We start from the raw sequence: 16,658 nt of genomic DNA, 5'->3' as shown, positions 1-16,658 counted from the left end.
CTGGTCTACTACACTCCAACGCATGAACAAACACACCGAACATGATACTCGCGAACATCTCCTGGCGACGGGCGAGCAACTTTGCCTGCAACGTGGATTCACCGGGATGGGGCTAAGCGAATTACTAAAAACCGCTGAAGTGCCGAAAGGGTCCTTCTATCACTACTTTCGCTCTAAAGAAGCGTTTGGCGTTGCCATGCTTGAGCGTCATTACGCCGCATATCACCAGCGACTGACTGAGTTGCTGCAATCCGGCGAAGGTAACTACCGCGACCGCATACTGGCTTATTACCAGCAAACACTGAACCAGTTTTGCCAACATGGAACCATCAGTGGTTGCCTGACAGTAAAACTCTCTGCCGAAGTGTGCGATCTGTCAGAAGATATGCGCAGCGCGATGGATAAAGGTGCTCGCGGCGTGATCGCCCTGCTCTCTCAGGCGCTGGAAAATGGCCGTGAGAACCATTGTTTAACCTTTTGTGGCGAACCGCTGCAACAGGCACAAGTGCTTTACGCACTGTGGCTTGGCGCGAATCTGCAGGCCAAAATTTCGCGCAGTTTCGAGCCACTGGAAAACGCGCTGGCCCATGTAAAAAACATTATTGCGACGCCTGCCGTTTAGCAGGCATTTTTTATCACCAGACGACCGGGAGCCTTTATGTCATCTGAAAAACTGTATTCCCCACTGAAAGTGGGCGCGATCACGGCGGCAAACCGTATTTTTATGGCACCGCTGACGCGTCTGCGCAGTATTGAACCGGGTGACATTCCTACCCCGTTGATGGCGGAATACTATCGCCAACGTGCCAGTGCCGGTTTGATTATTAGTGAAGCCACGCAAATTTCTGCCCAGGCAAAAGGATATGCAGGTGCGCCTGGCATCCATAGTCCGGAGCAAATTGCCGCATGGAAAAAAATCACCGCTGGCGTTCATGCTGAAAATGGTCATATGGCCGTGCAGCTGTGGCACACCGGACGCATTTCTCACGCCAGCCTGCAACCTGGCGGTCAGGCACCGGTAGCGCCTTCAGCACTTAGCGCGGGAACACGTACTTCTCTGCGCGATGAAAATGGTCAGGCGATCCGTGTTGAAACATCCATGCCGCGTGCGCTTGAACTGGAAGAGATTCCAGGTATCGTCAATGATTTCCGTCAGGCCATTGCTAACGCGCGTGAAGCCGGTTTTGATCTGGTAGAGCTCCACTCTGCTCACGGTTATTTGCTGCATCAGTTCCTTTCTCCTTCTTCAAACCATCGTACCGATCAGTACGGCGGCAGCGTGGAAAATCGCGCACGTTTGGTACTGGAAGTGGTCGATGCCGGGATTGAAGAATGGGGTGCCGATCGCATTGGCATTCGCGTTTCGCCAATCGGTACTTTCCAGAACACAGATAACGGCCCGAATGAAGAAGCCGATGCACTGTATCTGATTGAACAACTGGGTAAACGCGGCATTGCTTATCTGCATATGTCAGAACCAGATTGGGCGGGGGGTGAACCGTATACTGATGCGTTCCGCGAAAAAGTACGCGCCCGTTTCCACGGTCCGATTATCGGGGCAGGTGCATACACAGTAGAAAAAGCTGAAACGCTGATCGGCAAAGGGTTAATTGATGCGGTGGCATTTGGTCGTGACTGGATTGCGAACCCGGATCTGGTCGCCCGCTTGCAGCGCAAAGCTGAGCTTAACCCACAGCGTGCCGAAAGTTTCTACGGTGGCGGCGCGGAAGGCTATACCGATTACCCGACGTTGTAATCCAACATTGCGAGCGGCGTAAAGCCGCCGCTATACTAAAACAACATTTTGAATCTGTTAGCCATTTTGAGGATAAAAAGATGCGTCTTCTTCATACCATGCTGCGCGTTGGCGATTTGCAACGCTCCATCGATTTTTATACCAAAGTGCTGGGCATGAAACTGCTGCGTACCAGCGAAAACCCGGAATACAAATACTCACTGGCGTTTGTTGGCTACGGCCCGGAAACCGAAGAAGCGGTGATTGAACTGACCTACAACTGGGGCGTGGATAAATACGAACTCGGCACTGCTTATGGTCACATCGCGCTTAGCGTAGATAACGCCGCTGAAGCGTGCGAAAAAATCCGTCAAAACGGGGGTAACGTGACCCGTGAAGCGGGTCCGGTAAAAGGCGGTACTACGGTTATCGCGTTTGTGGAAGATCCGGACGGTTACAAAATTGAGTTAATCGAAGAGAAAGACGCCGGTCGCGGTCTGGGCAACTAATCTCCTGCCGGGCGTGAACTCATCGCGCCCGCATCTTTACTGCATCGACAAGTAATATTTGTCATAATGCGCGCTGCAATTTATCCGTATTAAGAGAATCAGATGTCCGATAACGCTCAACTTACCGGTCTGTGCGACCGTTTTCGTGGTTTTTATCCTGTTGTGATCGATGTTGAAACAGCCGGATTTAACGCCAAAACCGATGCGCTGCTTGAGATTGCCGCCATCACCCTGAAAATGGATGAACAAGGCTGGCTGATGCCGGACACCACATTACATTTCCACGTCGAACCATTTGTCGGCGCAAATTTGCAACCAGAAGCCCTCGCCTTCAACGGCATTGACCCGAACGATCCCGATCGCGGCGCGGTCAGCGAATACGAGGCGCTGCACGAAATTTTTAAAGTTGTACGTAAAGGTATTAAAGCGAGCGGCTGTAACCGCGCCATTATGGTGGCGCACAATGCCAATTTTGATCACAGCTTTATGATGGCCGCCGCAGAACGCGCCTCACTGAAACGTAACCCGTTCCACCCTTTCGCCACTTTTGACACTGCTGCACTGGCCGGGCTGGCACTCGGACAAACCGTATTGTCAAAGGCTTGCCAGACCGCTGGCATGGACTTCGACAGCACCCAGGCGCACTCCGCGCTGTACGACACCGAACGCACTGCTGTGCTGTTTTGTGAAATCGTCAACCGCTGGAAACGTCTGGGAGGCTGGCCGCTACCTGCCGCCGAAGAGGTGTAATCGAGTCGATGCCTGATGACATGCAATGATTCAGGCATCTATAGTGAGGCTATTCCACGCATCCTGCATGATATTCACGGGGAATAGCGTTAATGGCAGATAATCCAGACCCTTCATCGCTCCTGCCGGACGTGTTTTCACCGGCGACCCGCGACTGGTTTCTTCGCGCCTTTAAACAGCCGACCGCTGTCCAGCCGCAAACCTGGCATGTGGCGGCGCGAAGCGAACATGCGCTGGTGATTGCACCGACCGGCTCCGGGAAAACGCTGGCAGCATTTCTCTACGCCCTCGATCGGCTCTTCCGCGAAGGCGGCGAAGATACCCGCGAGGCGCATAAGCGTAAAACCTCACGCATCCTCTATATTTCACCGATAAAAGCCCTGGGCACCGACGTTCAGCGCAACTTGCAGATCCCGTTGAAGGGTATTGCCGATGAACGGCGGCGGCGCGGCGAAACGGAAGTCAATCTTCGCGTAGGGATCCGTACTGGCGATACGCCTGCACAGGAACGCAGCAAACTCACCCGTAATCCGCCGGATATTCTGATCACCACACCCGAATCACTCTATCTGATGCTGACCTCCCGCGCGCGCGAAACGCTACGCGGCGTCGAAACGGTAATTATTGATGAAGTCCACGCGGTAGCGGGCAGTAAACGTGGTGCGCATCTGGCGTTAAGTCTGGAGCGGCTCGATGCGCTGCTCCACACCTCAGCACAGCGAATTGGCCTTTCTGCCACTGTGCGCTCAGCCAGCGATGTGGCAGCATTTCTTGGTGGCGATCGCCCGGTTACGGTAGTCAACCCGCCCGCAATGCGCCATCCGCAGATACGAATTGTCGTACCGGTCGCCAATATGGATGATGTCTCATCGGTCGCCAGCGGCACCGGCGAAGACAGCCATGCCGGCCGGGAAGGCTCCATCTGGCCATATATTGAAACGGGTATCCTTGATGAAGTGTTGCGCCATCGCTCGACCATTGTCTTTACTAATTCACGCGGGCTGGCGGAAAAACTGACGGCACGATTAAATGAGCTTTACGCCGCACGCTTACAGCGTTCCCCGTCTATCGCCGTTGATGCGGCCCATTTCGAGTCGACCTCCGGCGCAACCTCTAACCGTGTACAAAGTAGCGACGTTTTTATTGCCCGCTCACACCACGGCTCCGTCTCTAAAGAACAACGAGCAATCACCGAACAGGCGCTGAAATCGGGTGAATTACGCTGCGTGGTCGCAACCTCCAGTCTTGAACTGGGGATTGATATGGGCGCGGTGGATCTGGTGATTCAGGTGGCAACGCCGCTTTCTGTTGCCAGTGGGTTACAACGCATTGGTCGCGCCGGACATCAGGTTGGCGGTGTATCTAAAGGGCTGTTTTTCCCCCGTACCCGGCGTGATTTAGTCGATTCCGCAGTCATTGTAGAGTGTATGTTCGCAGGCAGGCTGGAAAACCTGACACCACCGCATAATCCTCTCGACGTCCTTGCGCAGCAAACCGTTGCCGCCGCGGCGATGGATGCATTACAGGTAGACGAATGGTACTCCCGCGTACGCCGTGCCGCACCGTGGAAAGATCTGCCAAGACGTGTTTTTGACGCCACGCTGGATATGCTTTCCGGGCGCTATCCCTCTGGCGATTTTTCTGCTTTTCGCCCCAAACTGGTCTGGAACAGGGAGACCGGGATATTGACCGCCCGACCTGGCGCTCAATTGTTGGCGGTTACCAGCGGCGGCACCATTCCGGATCGTGGCATGTATAGCGTGTTATTACCCGAAGGTGAAGAAAAGGCCGGTTCGCGGCGGGTGGGTGAACTGGATGAGGAGATGGTATATGAGTCGCGGGTGAACGACATTATCACTCTCGGCGCTACCTCATGGCGGATCCAGCAAATCACCCGCGATCAGGTGATTGTGACTCCTGCTCCGGGTCGTTCTGCCCGGCTCCCCTTCTGGCGTGGTGAAGGTAACGGACGTCCGGCTGAATTAGGCGAGATGATCGGCGATTTTCTTCATTTGCTGGCGGATGGCGCGTTCTTTTCCGGGACTATTCCCCCGTGGCTGGCAGAAGAAAATACGATCGCCAATATTCAGGGGTTGATTGAGGAGCAGCGCAACGCGACGGGCATCGTTCCGGGGAGTCGCCATCTGGTCCTCGAACGGTGCCGTGATGAAATTGGTGACTGGCGTATTATTTTGCACTCTCCCTATGGAAGACGGGTGCATGAACCCTGGGCGCTGGCGATTGCCGGGCGAATACATGCGCTATGGGGCGCTGACGCGTCGGTGGTCGCCAGTGATGACGGCATTGTTGCACGTATTCCTGACACCGATGGTAAATTGCCCGATGCCGCGATTTTTTTGTTTGAACCAGAAAAGTTGCTGCAAATTGTCCGCGAGGCGGTAGGCAGCTCGGCACTTTTCGCCGCCCGTTTTCGCGAATGCGCCGCGCGGGCATTATTAATGCCGGGGCGCACTCCGGGCCATCGCACCCCGCTTTGGCAACAACGGCTGCGCGCCAGTCAGTTGCTGGAAATCGCTCAGGGATATCCGGATTTTCCGGTCATTCTCGAAACCCTACGCGAATGTCTGCAAGATGTTTATGATCTTCCCGCACTGGAACGTTTGATGCGTCGCCTGAACGGTGGCGAAATTCAAATATCCGATGTAACGACCACTACGCCCTCGCCTTTCGCCACAAGTTTATTGTTCGGCTATGTCGCGGAATTTATGTACCAGAGCGACGCCCCGCTGGCAGAGCGCCGGGCATCCGTACTGTCGCTGGACAGCGAGTTACTGCGCAATCTACTCGGACAGGTCGATCCGGGGGAATTACTCGACCCGCAGGTCATTCGCCAGGTGGAAGAAGAGTTGCAACGACTGGCTCCTGGCAGAAGAGCGAAAGGTGAAGAAGGATTGTTCGACCTGCTGCGCGAACTGGGGCCAATGACCGTTGAAGACCTGGCGCAACGGCATACAGGCAGCAGTGAAGAGGTTGCGTCGTATCTGGAAAATCTTCTTGCAGTAAAACGAATCTTCCCAGCGATGATTAGCGGACAGGAGCGTCTTGCCTGTATGGATGATGCCGCCAGGCTGCGTGATGCCCTCGGCGTACGACTACCAGAGTCATTGCCAGAGATTTATTTACATAGAGTCAGTTACCCGCTTCGCGACCTCTTTCTGCGCTATCTCCGGGCTCATGCTCTGGTCACGGCTGAACAACTGGCTCATGAGTTTAGTCTCGGTATTGCCATTGTCGAAGAGCAGCTTCAGCAACTGCGTGAACAGGGTCTGGTGATGAATCTGCAACAAGACATCTGGGTGAGCGATGAAGTATTTCGTCGTCTGCGTTTGCGCTCGCTGCAAGCCGCCAGAGAAGCGACGCGTCCCGTTGCAGCCACGACCTATGCGCGATTGCTGCTGGAACGTCAGGGCGTATTACCCGCCACCGATGGTAGCCCGGCGCTCTTTGCCTCAACATCGCCAGGCGTTTATGAGGGCGTAGATGGCGTGATGCGGGTGATCGAACAGCTTGCCGGAGTCGGTTTACCCGCCTCACTCTGGGAAAGCCAGATCCTGCCTGCCCGCGTACGCGACTATTCGTCAGAAATGCTCGATGAATTACTGGCAACCGGTGCGGTTATCTGGTCGGGGCAAAAAAAACTGGGTGAAGATGACGGCCTGGTGGCACTGCATCTACAGGAATATGCTGCAGAATCGTTCACTCCCGCCGAAGCGGATCAGGCGAATCGTTCGGCGCTGCAACAAGCGATAGTCGCTGTTCTGGCTGACGGAGGAGCCTGGTTTGCACAACAAATCAGCCAACGGATACGCGACAAAATCGGCGAATCGGTTGATCTCTCTGCCCTGCAAGAGGCGTTATGGGCGCTGGTCTGGCAAGGCGTCATCACCAGCGACATTTGGGCACCGTTACGCGCCCTCACCCGCAGCAGTTCCAACGCACGCACCTCAACTCGCCGCAGTCACCGGGCTCGTCGTGGACGTCCTGTCTATGCGCAACCCGTCTCGCCGCGGGTATCTTACAACACACCAAATCTGGCTGGACGCTGGTCGTTATTGCAGGTGGAGCCACTAAACGATACCGAAAGGATGCTGGCGCTGGCGGAAAATATGCTCGACCGCTACGGCATCATCAGTCGTCAGGCGGTGATAGCCGAAAATATCCCTGGCGGGTTTCCATCGATGCAAACGCTTTGTCGAAGTATGGAAGACTCCGGGCGAATTATGCGAGGTCGTTTTGTAGAAGGTCTGGGTGGCGCGCAATTCGCTGAACGTCTGACTATTGACCGATTGCGCGATCTGGCGACACAAGCCACGCAAACGCGCCACTATACACCAGTGGCGCTCTCTGCCAACGATCCGGCTAATGTGTGGGGAAATCTTCTGCCCTGGCCTGCACATCCGGCAACGCTGGTTCCAACGCGTCGGGCGGGTGCGCTGGTGGTCGTTTCTGGCGGCAAATTGTTACTCTATCTGGCGCAAGGTGGCAAAAAAATGCTGGTCTGGCAGGAAAAAGAGGAATTACTCGCCCCAGAGGTTTTCCACGCGCTGACTACCGCACTGCGTCGCGAACCACGGCTGCGCTTTACGCTAACAGAAGTGAATGATCTACCGGTCCGGCAAACGCCGATGTTTACGCTGCTGCGTGAGGCGGGATTTTCAAGTTCGCCACAAGGGCTGGATTGGGGATAGAGAAAGGACTGACGGATGCCCGTTCGCATCCGTCAGTATTGCAGGACGGATTATTCCGCGTCCGGCTCTTCAGACTTGTATTTAGCGGCAGTTTCTTTGATCAGCTGCTGCAGTTCGCCACGCTGATACATTTCGATCACGATATCACAACCGCCGACCAGCTCGCCGTCAACCCACAGTTGCGGGAAGGTCGGCCAGTTAGCATATTTCGGCAGTTCCGCACGAATGTCCGGATTCTGCAGAATATCAACATAGGCAAAACGTTCGCCACATGCGGCAAGCGCCTGGACTGCCTGGGCAGAGAAACCGCAGCTCGGCAGTTTCGGTGAACCTTTCATGTACAGCAGGATCGGGTTTTCAGCAATCTGGCGTTGGATTTTTTCGATAGTGGTGCTCATTGTCTTGCTTCCTCAAACTTCTTTACGGCAGTAATCTGACATTGTAGCGGGTCAGTGCGGCATCGGAAAATAACATTTTCATCACGCTTTTGCTATTTTATCCCTTTGCTCTATTTGTTGCATTTCAAATATTCGTTTCTTCTCTGATGCCGGCAAACTGGCGTATTTATAACCATTTTTAGCTTTCACTGCTGCATTTTTTTGCGCTCGCCAACGAAACGTATTTTTTAACAATAAAAGCTATTAACTTTCTCTTCTTCTATGCATTAGAATCATCAAGTTTTGTAAATCAGACGCAGGCATGATAGACCTGCCTTAACAGAGGGACGCTCAGTGGCGCGGATAAACCGTATTTCGATCACGCTCTGTGCTTTACTTTTTACCACCCTGCCTTTAACGCCTATGGCCCATGCTTCAAAGCAAGCCAGGGAGAGTTCTGCTACCACTCATATCACCAAAAAAGCAGATAAAAAGAAAAGCACGGCAACCACCAAAAAGACCCAGAAAACAGCGAAAAAAGCCGCCAGTAAAAGTACGACCAAAAGCAAAACCGCTTTTTCCGTTAAAAAATCTTCCATTACCGCTTCTAAAAACGCCAAAACTCGCAGCAAACACGCCGTCAATAAAACGGCCTCAGCCAGCTTTACCGAAAAGTGTACCAAACGTAAGGGCTATAAATCGCATTGTGTGAAAGTCAAAAATGCCGCGTCAGGAACTCTTGCCGACGCGCACAAAGCGAAGGTGCAAAAAGCTACGAAAGTGGCAATGAATAAACTGATGCAGCAAATTGGTAAGCCATATCGTTGGGGTGGCAGCTCACCGCGTACCGGTTTTGATTGCAGCGGCCTGGTTTATTACGCTTATAAAGATTTGGTGAAAATTCGTATTCCGCGTACGGCGAATGAAATGTATCACCTGCGTGATGCAGCGCCAATCGAACGTAGTGAACTGAAAAACGGCGACCTGGTCTTTTTCCGTACTCAGGGACGCGGCACAGCCGATCATGTCGGCGTGTATGTCGGCAACGGCAAATTTATTCAGTCACCGCGCACAGGTCAGGAAATTCAAATCACTTCTCTCAGTGAAGACTACTGGCAGCGCCACTATGTTGGCGCTCGTCGGGTAATGACCCCAAAAACACTTCGCTAAAACTTTACCCTGTTGTTACGGCAACAGGGTAAGTTCATCTTTTGTCTCACCTTTTAATTTGCTACCCTATCCATACGCACAATAAGGCTATTGTACGTATGCAAATTAATAATAAAGGAGAGTAGCAATGTCATTCGAATTACCTGCACTACCATATGCTAAAGATGCTCTGGCACCGCACATTTCTGCGGAAACCATCGAGTATCACTACGGCAAGCACCATCAGACTTATGTCACTAACCTGAACAACCTGATTAAAGGTACCGCGTTTGAAGGTAAATCACTGGAAGAGATTATTCGCAGCTCTGAAGGTGGCGTATTCAACAACGCAGCTCAGGTCTGGAACCATACTTTCTACTGGAACTGCCTGGCACCGAACGCCGGTGGCGAACCGACTGGAAAAGTCGCTGAAGCTATCGCCGCATCTTTTGGCAGCTTTGCCGATTTCAAAGCGCAGTTTACTGATGCAGCGATCAAAAACTTTGGTTCTGGCTGGACCTGGCTGGTGAAAAACAGCGATGGCAAACTGGCTATCGTTTCAACCTCTAACGCGGGTACTCCGCTGACCACCGATGCGACTCCGCTGCTGACCGTTGATGTCTGGGAACACGCTTATTACATCGACTATCGCAATGCACGTCCTGGCTATCTGGAGCACTTCTGGGCGCTGGTGAACTGGGAATTCGTAGCGAAAAATCTCGCTGCATAATAACTGATGGCAAATGCAGCATTGCCTGAAGCGCTACGCTTATCAGGCCTACGCGGATCATCGATGTAGGTCGGATAAGGCACTCGCCGCATCCGACAAGCGCTGCATGATACGACGCCTAACGCGTCTTTTCATGTCAACGCGGATGAGTCGTTAACACCGCATCCGGCAAGATAAATCGCACGTTGTCAGCAACTGTAACGCAGAAGGTTATCCTTCTGCGTTTTTGTTTAATTAGCTGTTAGCAACGCAAACTGTTTCAGGTTGTTTTCTGGCTGACATAAACACCAGCAATAATGCCAGTCCCGCGACAATCGCTCCCATCACCGGCACAAAGCTGTATCCCAGCCCAGCGGAAATTACCGCACCACCAGCAGCTGCTCCCAGCGCATTTCCAAGATTAAAGGCACCAATATTGACTGATGAAGACAGACCCGGCGCTTCACTGGCGACACGCATCACGCGCATCTGTAACGGCGGTACGACCGCAAAGGTTGCTGCGCCCCACACCACCATGCTAATAGCTGCGCCGAACTCATTGCGGGCCAGGAACGGGATTGCCAGCATAATCACCATCAGCAGCAACAAAAAGCCTTTCAACGTGCCGTTAACTGAACGATCTGCCAGTTTGCCGCCGAGATAGTTACCGATAGAGAATCCGACACCAATCAGCACCAGCATTGCCGTGACGAACACCGGTGTTGCGTGGGTAATACTTTGCAGTACCGGAGAGATATAGGTGTAGAGAGTAAACATTGCACCAGCTCCCAGTACCGTCGTCAGCAATGCAGACAGCACCTGCGGACGCATTAATACCGCCAGCTCTTTTTTCACTTCAGGTCGTGCCCCTGCACCACCTTTAGGTAATGAGAAGAACAGACTTACCATTGAAATCACTCCCAGCCCCGCCGTTGCCAGAAATGACATCCGCCAGCCGATGGTTTCACCCAACCAGGTCGCCGCCGGCACGCCACCGATATTTGCCAGGGTTAACCCCATAAACATAGTGGCAACTGCGCTGGCCTGTTTATGTTTTGGCACCACGCTTGCGGCCACGACTGAACCCAAACCAAAAAATGCTCCGTGATTCAGGCTGGTCAAAATGCGTGAAAGCATCAGGGTCATATAATCCGGCGCGATGGCGGAAAGAACGTTGCCTAGCGTGAAAATTGCCATCAGGAAAATCAACGCACTGCGGCGGGCACGATGAGAAAGTAGAAGCGTCATCAGCGGCGCGCCCACCATTACGCCAACTGCATAGGCACTGATTAACATTCCGGCAGCGGGAATCGAGACATCCACACCGCGCGCAATGACGGGCAACAAGCCCATTGGCGAGAACTCCGTTGTCCCGATACCAAACGCGCCAATCGCCAGCGCCAGCAACGGATAGTTAATTTTCATGCCTTATCTCCACCTCTTCGCGTCATTACGCGATATTCATTAAAGTGGCGAAAGCATGACAGCAATCACAAAAAAATGAAAATAACAAAAAGAGAAAACACTTTTGCCATTTTGCTAACAAACAGGAAGGAGATGCGAGGGAGAACGCGCTCCCTCGAGAGGAAATCAGTGCAGCGCGGCAGTCAAACCCACGGCTACGATCAAACCGAGGACGATAATCGTTGTTACCAGTGAAAATTTAAGGTCGGTGCTCATCAAGTTTTCTCCTTTTTTATTACCACACAAAAAGTGATATTACGCATTTTTACACACTGTGATGAAAAAATCTCCCGTCATTTATAATGATAAGTGTTTTTACCACTTCCCCTTTTCGTCAAGATCGGCCAAAATTCCACGCTTACACTATTTGCGTACTGGCCATTGACCCCTTCCTGACGCTCCGTGTCGTTTTTCCGGCGTACCGCAACACTTTTGTTGTGCGTAAGGTGTGTAAAGGCAAACGTTTACCTTGCGATTTTGCAGGAGCTGAAGTTAGGGTCTGGAGTGAAATGGAATGGCAACAATAAAAGATGTAGCGAAACGAGCAAACGTTTCCACTACAACTGTGTCACACGTGATCAACAAAACACGTTTCGTCGCTGAAGAAACGCGCAACGCCGTGTGGGCAGCGATTAAAGAATTACACTACTCCCCTAGCGCGGTGGCGCGTAGCCTGAAGGTTAACCACACCAAGTCTATCGGTTTGCTGGCGACCAGCAGCGAAGCGGCCTATTTTGCCGAGATCATTGAAGCGGTTGAAAAAAATTGCTTCCAGAAAGGTTACACCCTGATTCTGGGTAATGCGTGGAACAATCTTGAGAAACAGCGGGCTTATCTGTCGATGATGGCGCAAAAACGCGTCGATGGTCTGCTGGTGATGTGTTCTGAGTACCCAGAGCCGTTGCTGGCGATGCTGGAAGAGTATCGCCATATCCCAATGGTGGTGATGGACTGGGGTGAAGCAAAAGCTGACTTCACCGATGCGGTCATTGATAACGCGTTTGAAGGCGGCTACATGGCCGGGCGTTATCTGATTGAACGCGGTCACCGCGAAATCGGCGTTATCCCCGGCCCGCTGGAACGTAACACTGGCGCAGGCCGCCTTGCCGGTTTTATGAAGGCGATGGAAGAAGCAATGATCAAGGTGCCGGAAAGCTGGATTGTGCAGGGTGATTTTGAACCTGAATCCGGTTATCGCGCCATGCAGCAAATCCTGTCGCAGCCGCATCGCCCTACTGCCGTCTTCTGTGGTGGCGATATCATGGCAATGGGCGCACTTTGTGCTGCTGATGAAATGGGCCTGCGCGTCCCGCAGGATGTTTCGCTGATCGGTTATGATAACGTGCGCAACGCCCGCTATTTTACGCCGGCGCTGACCACGATCCATCAGCCAAAAGACTCGCTGGGTGAAACAGCGTTCAACATGCTGTTGGATCGTATCGTCAACAAACGTGAAGAACCGCAGTCCATTGAAGTGCATCCGCGCTTGATTGAACGCCGCTCCGTGGCTGACGGCCCGTTCCGCGACTATCGTCGTTAATCACCCGTTGCGGGAGTCTCTTCCGGCTCCCGCAGCCACTCCTTATTCAGCGTCTCACTATCGCCGAGATACTCAAGCAACCAGGTTAACGCAGGCGACATATCATTTTGCTGCCATGTCAGACAACATGCCGAATCCGGAAAGGGGTTTTCCAGTTCTAATGCTACCCACTTCCCCTCATTAAGCCACGGTTTGGCGAAATGTGTTGGCACCATCCCTATGCATAATCCTGCCGAGATACAGGTTGCCGATGATTCCCAGTCAGGCACGACAAGTCTTTTTTGGTTATCCAGCAACCAGGTAATACGCTTAGGTAGCGTTCGCGAGGTGTCTTCGCGCACCAACGACGGCCAGTTGCGCAACGTATCATCGCTGAATGGACCATCCATCAACGCCAGCGGGTGGTGGCTGGCAACAACGCAACTCCAGCTTAGCATCCCCATATCCCGGAAGGCATAACGACCGCCTACCGGAATCGCGCGTGTTGCGCCAATCGCCAGTTCCACGCGCCCGTCGGAAAGCGCATCCCAGACACCGTTGAACACTTCCTGAAAGACAAGAAGTTCGACATCATCAAAATGGCGATAAAAATCAACGATCATCTGCCGTGTACGTTCTGGCCTGACAATATTATCCACTGCGATAGCTAACTGACCGCGCCAGCCGTTCGCTATCTGCTGACATTGCTGGCGGGTGATCTGCATTTTTTTGACAACAGAGCGCCCTTCTTTGAGAAACCACGCTCCAGCAGCGGTCAGCTCCACATCACGGTGCCGTCGTTCAAAGAGCGGCACCGCCAGCCACTCTTCCAGCTGACGCACGGTATAGCTGACCGCAGAAGGAACGCGATGCAGCTCCTGTGCCGCAGCGCTAAAACTACCATTACGCGCTACCGCATCAACAACTTCGAGTGAATATTCTGACCACATAGTCTGCCTACAAAATTTTTGAAACCAGTCATCAAATATTACCGTTTCACAACACTAATTTCACTCCCTACACTTTGCGGCGGTGTTTAATTGAGAGATTTAGAGAATATACATGCAACCTGGGAAAAGATTTTTAGTCTGGCTGGCGGGTTTGAGCGTACTCGGTTTTCTGGCAACCGATATGTATCTGCCTGCTTTCGCCGCCATACAGGCCGACCTGCAAACGCCTGCGTCTGCTGTCAGTGCCAGCCTTAGTCTGTTCCTTGCCGGTTTTGCCGCAGCCCAGCTTCTGTGGGGGCCACTCTCCGACCGTTATGGTCGTAAACCGGTGTTATTAATCGGCCTGACAATTTTTGCGTTAGGTAGTCTGGGGATGCTGTGGGTAGAAAACGCCGCTACGCTGCTGGTATTGCGTTTTGTACAGGCTGTGGGGGTCTGCGCCGCGGCGGTTATCTGGCAAGCGTTAGTGACGGATTATTATCCTTCACAGAAAGTCAACCGTATTTTTGCGACCATCATGCCGCTGGTGGGTCTGTCTCCGGCACTTGCTCCCCTGTTAGGAAGCTGGCTGCTGGTCCATTTTTCCTGGCAGGCGATTTTCGCCACCCTGTTTGCCATTACCGTGGTGCTGATTCTGCCTATTTTCTGGCTCAAACCCACGACGAAGGCCCGTAACAATAGTCAGGATGGTCTGACCTTTACCGACCTGCTACGTTCTAAAACCTATCGCGGCAACGTGCTGATATATGCGGCCTGTTCAGCCAGTTTTTTTGCATGGCTGACCGGTTCACCGTTCATCCTTAGTGAAATGGGCTACAGCCCGGCAGTTATTGGTTTAAGTTATGTCCCGCAAACTATCGCGTTTCTGATTGGTGGTTATGGCTGTCGCGCCGCACTGCAGAAATGGCAAGGCAAGCAGTTATTACCGTGGTTGCTGGTGCTGTTTGCTGTCAGCGTCATTGCGACCTGGGCTGCAGGCTTCATTAGCCATGTGTCGCTGGTCGAAATCCTGATCCCATTCTGTGTGATGGCGATTGCCAATGGCGCGATCTACCCTATTGTTGTCGCCCAGGCGCTGCGTCCCTTCCCACACGCAACTGGTCGCGCCGCAGCTTTGCAGAACACTCTACAACTGGGTCTGTGCTTCCTCGCAAGTCTGGTAGTTTCCTGGCTGATCAGTATCAGCACGCCATTGCTCACCACCACCAGCGTGATGTTATCAACAGTAGTGCTGGTCGCGCTGGGTTACATGATGCAACGTTGTGAAGAAGTTGGCTGCCAGAATCATGGCAATGCCGAAGTCGCTCATAGCGAATCACACTGATCTATATCGATATACTTAGGCTGCTAACAAAATTTTGTTGTATGATTGAAATTAGCGGCCTATACTAATTTCGAGTTGTTAAAGCTACGATAAATATTATGTTTTTACGGGGACAGGATCGTTCCCGACTCACTATGGATGGTCATTTCGGCAAGGGTTCCTCCTTTCCCTCTGTTCTACGTCGGATTATAGACTCGCGGTTTTTTCTGCGAGATTTCTCACAAAGCCCAAAAAGCGTCTACGCTGTTTTAAGGTTCTGATCACCGACCAGTGATGGAGAAACTATGAGTTCATCGTGTATAGAAGAAGTCAGCGTACCGGATGACAACTGGTACCGTATCGCCAACGAATTACTTAGCCGTGCCGGTATAGCCATTAACGGTTCTGCCCCGGCGGATATTCGTGTGAAAAACCCCGATTTTTTTAAACGCGTTCTGCAAGAAGGCTCTTTGGGGTTAGGCGAAAGTTATATGGATGGCTGGTGGGAATGTGACCGACTGGATATGTTTTTTAGCAAAGTCTTACGCGCAGGTCTCGAGAACCAACTCCCCCATCATTTCAAAGACACGCTGCGTATTGCCGGCGCTCGTCTCTTCAATCTGCAGAGTAAAAAACGTGCCTGGATAGTCGGCAAAGAGCATTACGATTTGGGTAATGACTTGTTCAGCCGCATGCTTGATCCCTTCATGCAATATTCCTGCGCTTACTGGAAAGATGCCGATAATCTGGAATCTGCCCAGCAGGCGAAGCTCAAAATGATTTGTGAAAAATTGCAGTTAAAACCAGGGATGCGCGTACTGGATATTGGCTGCGGCTGGGGCGGACTGGCACACTACATGGCATCTAATTATGACGTAAGCGTGGTGGGCGTCACCATTTCTGCCGAACAGCAAAAAATGGCTCAGGAACGCTGTGAAGGCCTGGATGTCACCATTTTGCTGCAAGATTATCGTGACCTGAACGACCAGTTTGATCGTATTGTTTCTGTGGGGATGTTCGAGCACGTCGGACCGAAAAATTACGATACCTATTTTGCGGTGGTGGATCGTAATTTGAAACCGGAAGGCATATTCCTGCTCCATACTATCGGTTCGAAAAAAACCGATCTGAATGTTGATCCCTGGATTAACAAATATATTTTTCCGAACGGTTGCCTGCCCTCTGTACGCCAGATTGCTCAATCCAGCGAACCCCACTTTGTGATGGAAGACTGGCATAACTTCGGTGCTGATTACGATACTACGTTGATGGCGTGGTATGAACGATTCCTCGCCGCATGGCCAGAAATTGCGGATAACTACAGTGAACGCTTTAAACGAATGTTTACCTATTATCTGAATGCCTGTGCAGGTGCTTTCCGCGCCCGTGATATTCAGCTCTGGCAGGTCGTGTTCTCACGCGGTGTTGAAAACGGCCTTCGAGTGGCTCGCTAAAGGCTATTCTATCGCCCCCTCTCCGGGGGC

Annotated in this window: 14 protein-coding genes; 10 read left to right on the top strand and 4 right to left on the bottom strand. The window is 52.4% G+C overall.

Features of this window, described 5'->3' with window-relative positions; genetic code table 11:
* Positions 1 to 22: 22 nt before the first annotated feature.
* The 5 genes from nemR to ACU8XX_RS11115 all read left to right on the top strand — a co-directional run bounded on the left by nemR (position 23) and on the right by ACU8XX_RS11115 (position 7,703).
* Positions 23 to 622, top strand: coding sequence for a DNA-binding transcriptional regulator NemR (gene nemR, locus ACU8XX_RS11135; protein WP_001032936.1), 600 nt, complete (start codon positions 23 to 25; stop codon positions 620 to 622).
* A 36-nt stretch (positions 623 to 658) separates the two neighbouring features.
* On the top strand, positions 659 to 1,756 hold the full coding sequence (gene nemA, locus ACU8XX_RS11130; protein WP_000093589.1) for an N-ethylmaleimide reductase: 1,098 nt from the start codon (positions 659 to 661) through the stop codon (positions 1,754 to 1,756).
* An 80-nt stretch (positions 1,757 to 1,836) separates the two neighbouring features.
* Positions 1,837 to 2,244, top strand: coding sequence for a lactoylglutathione lyase (gene gloA / locus ACU8XX_RS11125; protein ID WP_001237796.1), 408 nt, complete (start codon positions 1,837 to 1,839; stop codon positions 2,242 to 2,244).
* Positions 2,245 to 2,346: 102 nt separating this feature from the next.
* Positions 2,347 to 2,994, top strand: coding sequence for a ribonuclease T (rnt, locus tag ACU8XX_RS11120; protein ID WP_001282281.1), 648 nt, complete (start codon positions 2,347 to 2,349; stop codon positions 2,992 to 2,994).
* Between the two features lie 92 nt (positions 2,995 to 3,086).
* Positions 3,087 to 7,703 (top strand): ATP-dependent helicase, encoded by a 4,617-nt coding sequence (locus tag ACU8XX_RS11115; RefSeq protein ID WP_001301008.1) that lies wholly within the window; start codon positions 3,087 to 3,089, stop codon positions 7,701 to 7,703.
* Positions 7,704 to 7,753: 50 nt separating this feature from the next.
* On the opposite strand, the gene grxD is transcribed toward ACU8XX_RS11115, so the two are convergent.
* Complete coding sequence (grxD, locus tag ACU8XX_RS11110; RefSeq protein ID WP_000108172.1) at positions 7,754 to 8,101, bottom strand: monothiol glutaredoxin 4; 348 nt, start codon at positions 8,099 to 8,101, stop codon at positions 7,754 to 7,756.
* 333 nt (positions 8,102 to 8,434) lie between these two features.
* Between grxD and mepH the strand changes: the two genes are divergently transcribed.
* A complete protein-coding gene (gene mepH / locus ACU8XX_RS11105; RefSeq protein ID WP_112034104.1) occupies positions 8,435 to 9,250 on the top strand; it encodes a peptidoglycan DD-endopeptidase MepH in 816 nt (271 codons plus the stop codon).
* Positions 9,251 to 9,377: 127 nt separating this feature from the next.
* The gene (gene sodB, locus ACU8XX_RS11100) at positions 9,378 to 9,959 is read left to right on the top strand and encodes a superoxide dismutase [Fe] (RefSeq protein ID WP_000007283.1); all 582 of its coding nucleotides are present in this window, start codon (positions 9,378 to 9,380) and stop codon (positions 9,957 to 9,959) included.
* A 234-nt stretch (positions 9,960 to 10,193) separates the two neighbouring features.
* On the opposite strand, the gene ACU8XX_RS11095 is transcribed toward sodB, so the two are convergent.
* Entirely contained in the window at positions 10,194 to 11,363 is a 1,170-nt protein-coding gene (locus ACU8XX_RS11095; RefSeq protein ID WP_000701040.1) for an MFS transporter, read from the bottom strand.
* Positions 11,364 to 11,528: 165 nt separating this feature from the next.
* Positions 11,529 to 11,618 carry a cytochrome bd-I accessory subunit CydH gene (gene cydH / locus ACU8XX_RS11090; RefSeq protein ID WP_000102278.1) on the bottom strand — a complete coding sequence of 30 codons (90 nt, stop codon included), beginning with the start codon at positions 11,616 to 11,618 and terminating at the stop codon, positions 11,529 to 11,531.
* Between the two features lie 298 nt (positions 11,619 to 11,916).
* Between cydH and purR the strand changes: the two genes are divergently transcribed.
* Positions 11,917 to 12,942 (top strand): HTH-type transcriptional repressor PurR, encoded by a 1,026-nt coding sequence (gene purR / locus ACU8XX_RS11085; protein WP_000190982.1) that lies wholly within the window; start codon positions 11,917 to 11,919, stop codon positions 12,940 to 12,942.
* Here purR and punR read toward each other — a convergent pair.
* On the bottom strand, positions 12,939 to 13,871 hold the full coding sequence (punR, locus tag ACU8XX_RS11080; protein WP_000269493.1) for a DNA-binding transcriptional activator PunR: 933 nt from the start codon (positions 13,869 to 13,871) through the stop codon (positions 12,939 to 12,941). The genes purR and punR overlap by 4 nt on opposite strands.
* A gap of 112 nt (positions 13,872 to 13,983) precedes the next feature.
* Between punR and punC the strand changes: the two genes are divergently transcribed.
* Positions 13,984 to 15,195: a purine nucleoside transporter PunC gene (gene punC, locus ACU8XX_RS11075; protein WP_001182363.1), complete on the top strand. Its 1,212-nt coding sequence runs from the start codon at positions 13,984 to 13,986 to the stop codon at positions 15,193 to 15,195.
* Positions 15,196 to 15,479: 284 nt separating this feature from the next.
* Positions 15,480 to 16,628: a cyclopropane fatty acyl phospholipid synthase gene (gene cfa, locus ACU8XX_RS11070; protein ID WP_000098896.1), complete on the top strand. Its 1,149-nt coding sequence runs from the start codon at positions 15,480 to 15,482 to the stop codon at positions 16,626 to 16,628.
* The last annotated feature ends 30 nt before the right edge of the window (positions 16,629 to 16,658 follow it).

This window comes from Escherichia sp. MAL-1 (assembly GCF_052948035.1).
The sequence above is the reverse complement of the archived record's forward strand: the minus strand, read 5'-3'. Positions and strand labels throughout refer to the sequence as shown.

Bases quoted from the DNA above. Each gene is read 5' to 3' on its own strand.
- nemR (WP_001032936.1), top strand. From the start codon at position 23: ATGAACAAACACACCGAACATGATACTCGCGAACATCTCCTGGCGACG.
- nemA (WP_000093589.1), top strand. From the start codon at position 659: ATGTCATCTGAAAAACTGTATTCCCCACTGAAAGTGGGCGCGATCACG.
- gloA (WP_001237796.1), top strand. From the start codon at position 1,837: ATGCGTCTTCTTCATACCATGCTGCGCGTTGGCGATTTGCAACGCTCC.
- rnt (WP_001282281.1), top strand. From the start codon at position 2,347: ATGTCCGATAACGCTCAACTTACCGGTCTGTGCGACCGTTTTCGTGGT.
- ACU8XX_RS11115 (WP_001301008.1), top strand. From the start codon at position 3,087: ATGGCAGATAATCCAGACCCTTCATCGCTCCTGCCGGACGTGTTTTCA.
- grxD (WP_000108172.1), bottom strand. From the start codon at position 8,101: ATGAGCACCACTATCGAAAAAATCCAACGCCAGATTGCTGAAAACCCG.
- sodB (WP_000007283.1), top strand. From the start codon at position 9,378: ATGTCATTCGAATTACCTGCACTACCATATGCTAAAGATGCTCTGGCA.
- ACU8XX_RS11095 (WP_000701040.1), bottom strand. From the start codon at position 11,363: ATGAAAATTAACTATCCGTTGCTGGCGCTGGCGATTGGCGCGTTTGGT.
- cydH (WP_000102278.1), bottom strand. From the start codon at position 11,618: ATGAGCACCGACCTTAAATTTTCACTGGTAACAACGATTATCGTCCTC.
- purR (WP_000190982.1), top strand. From the start codon at position 11,917: ATGGCAACAATAAAAGATGTAGCGAAACGAGCAAACGTTTCCACTACA.
- punR (WP_000269493.1), bottom strand. From the start codon at position 13,871: ATGTGGTCAGAATATTCACTCGAAGTTGTTGATGCGGTAGCGCGTAAT.
- punC (WP_001182363.1), top strand. From the start codon at position 13,984: ATGCAACCTGGGAAAAGATTTTTAGTCTGGCTGGCGGGTTTGAGCGTA.
- cfa (WP_000098896.1), top strand. From the start codon at position 15,480: ATGAGTTCATCGTGTATAGAAGAAGTCAGCGTACCGGATGACAACTGG.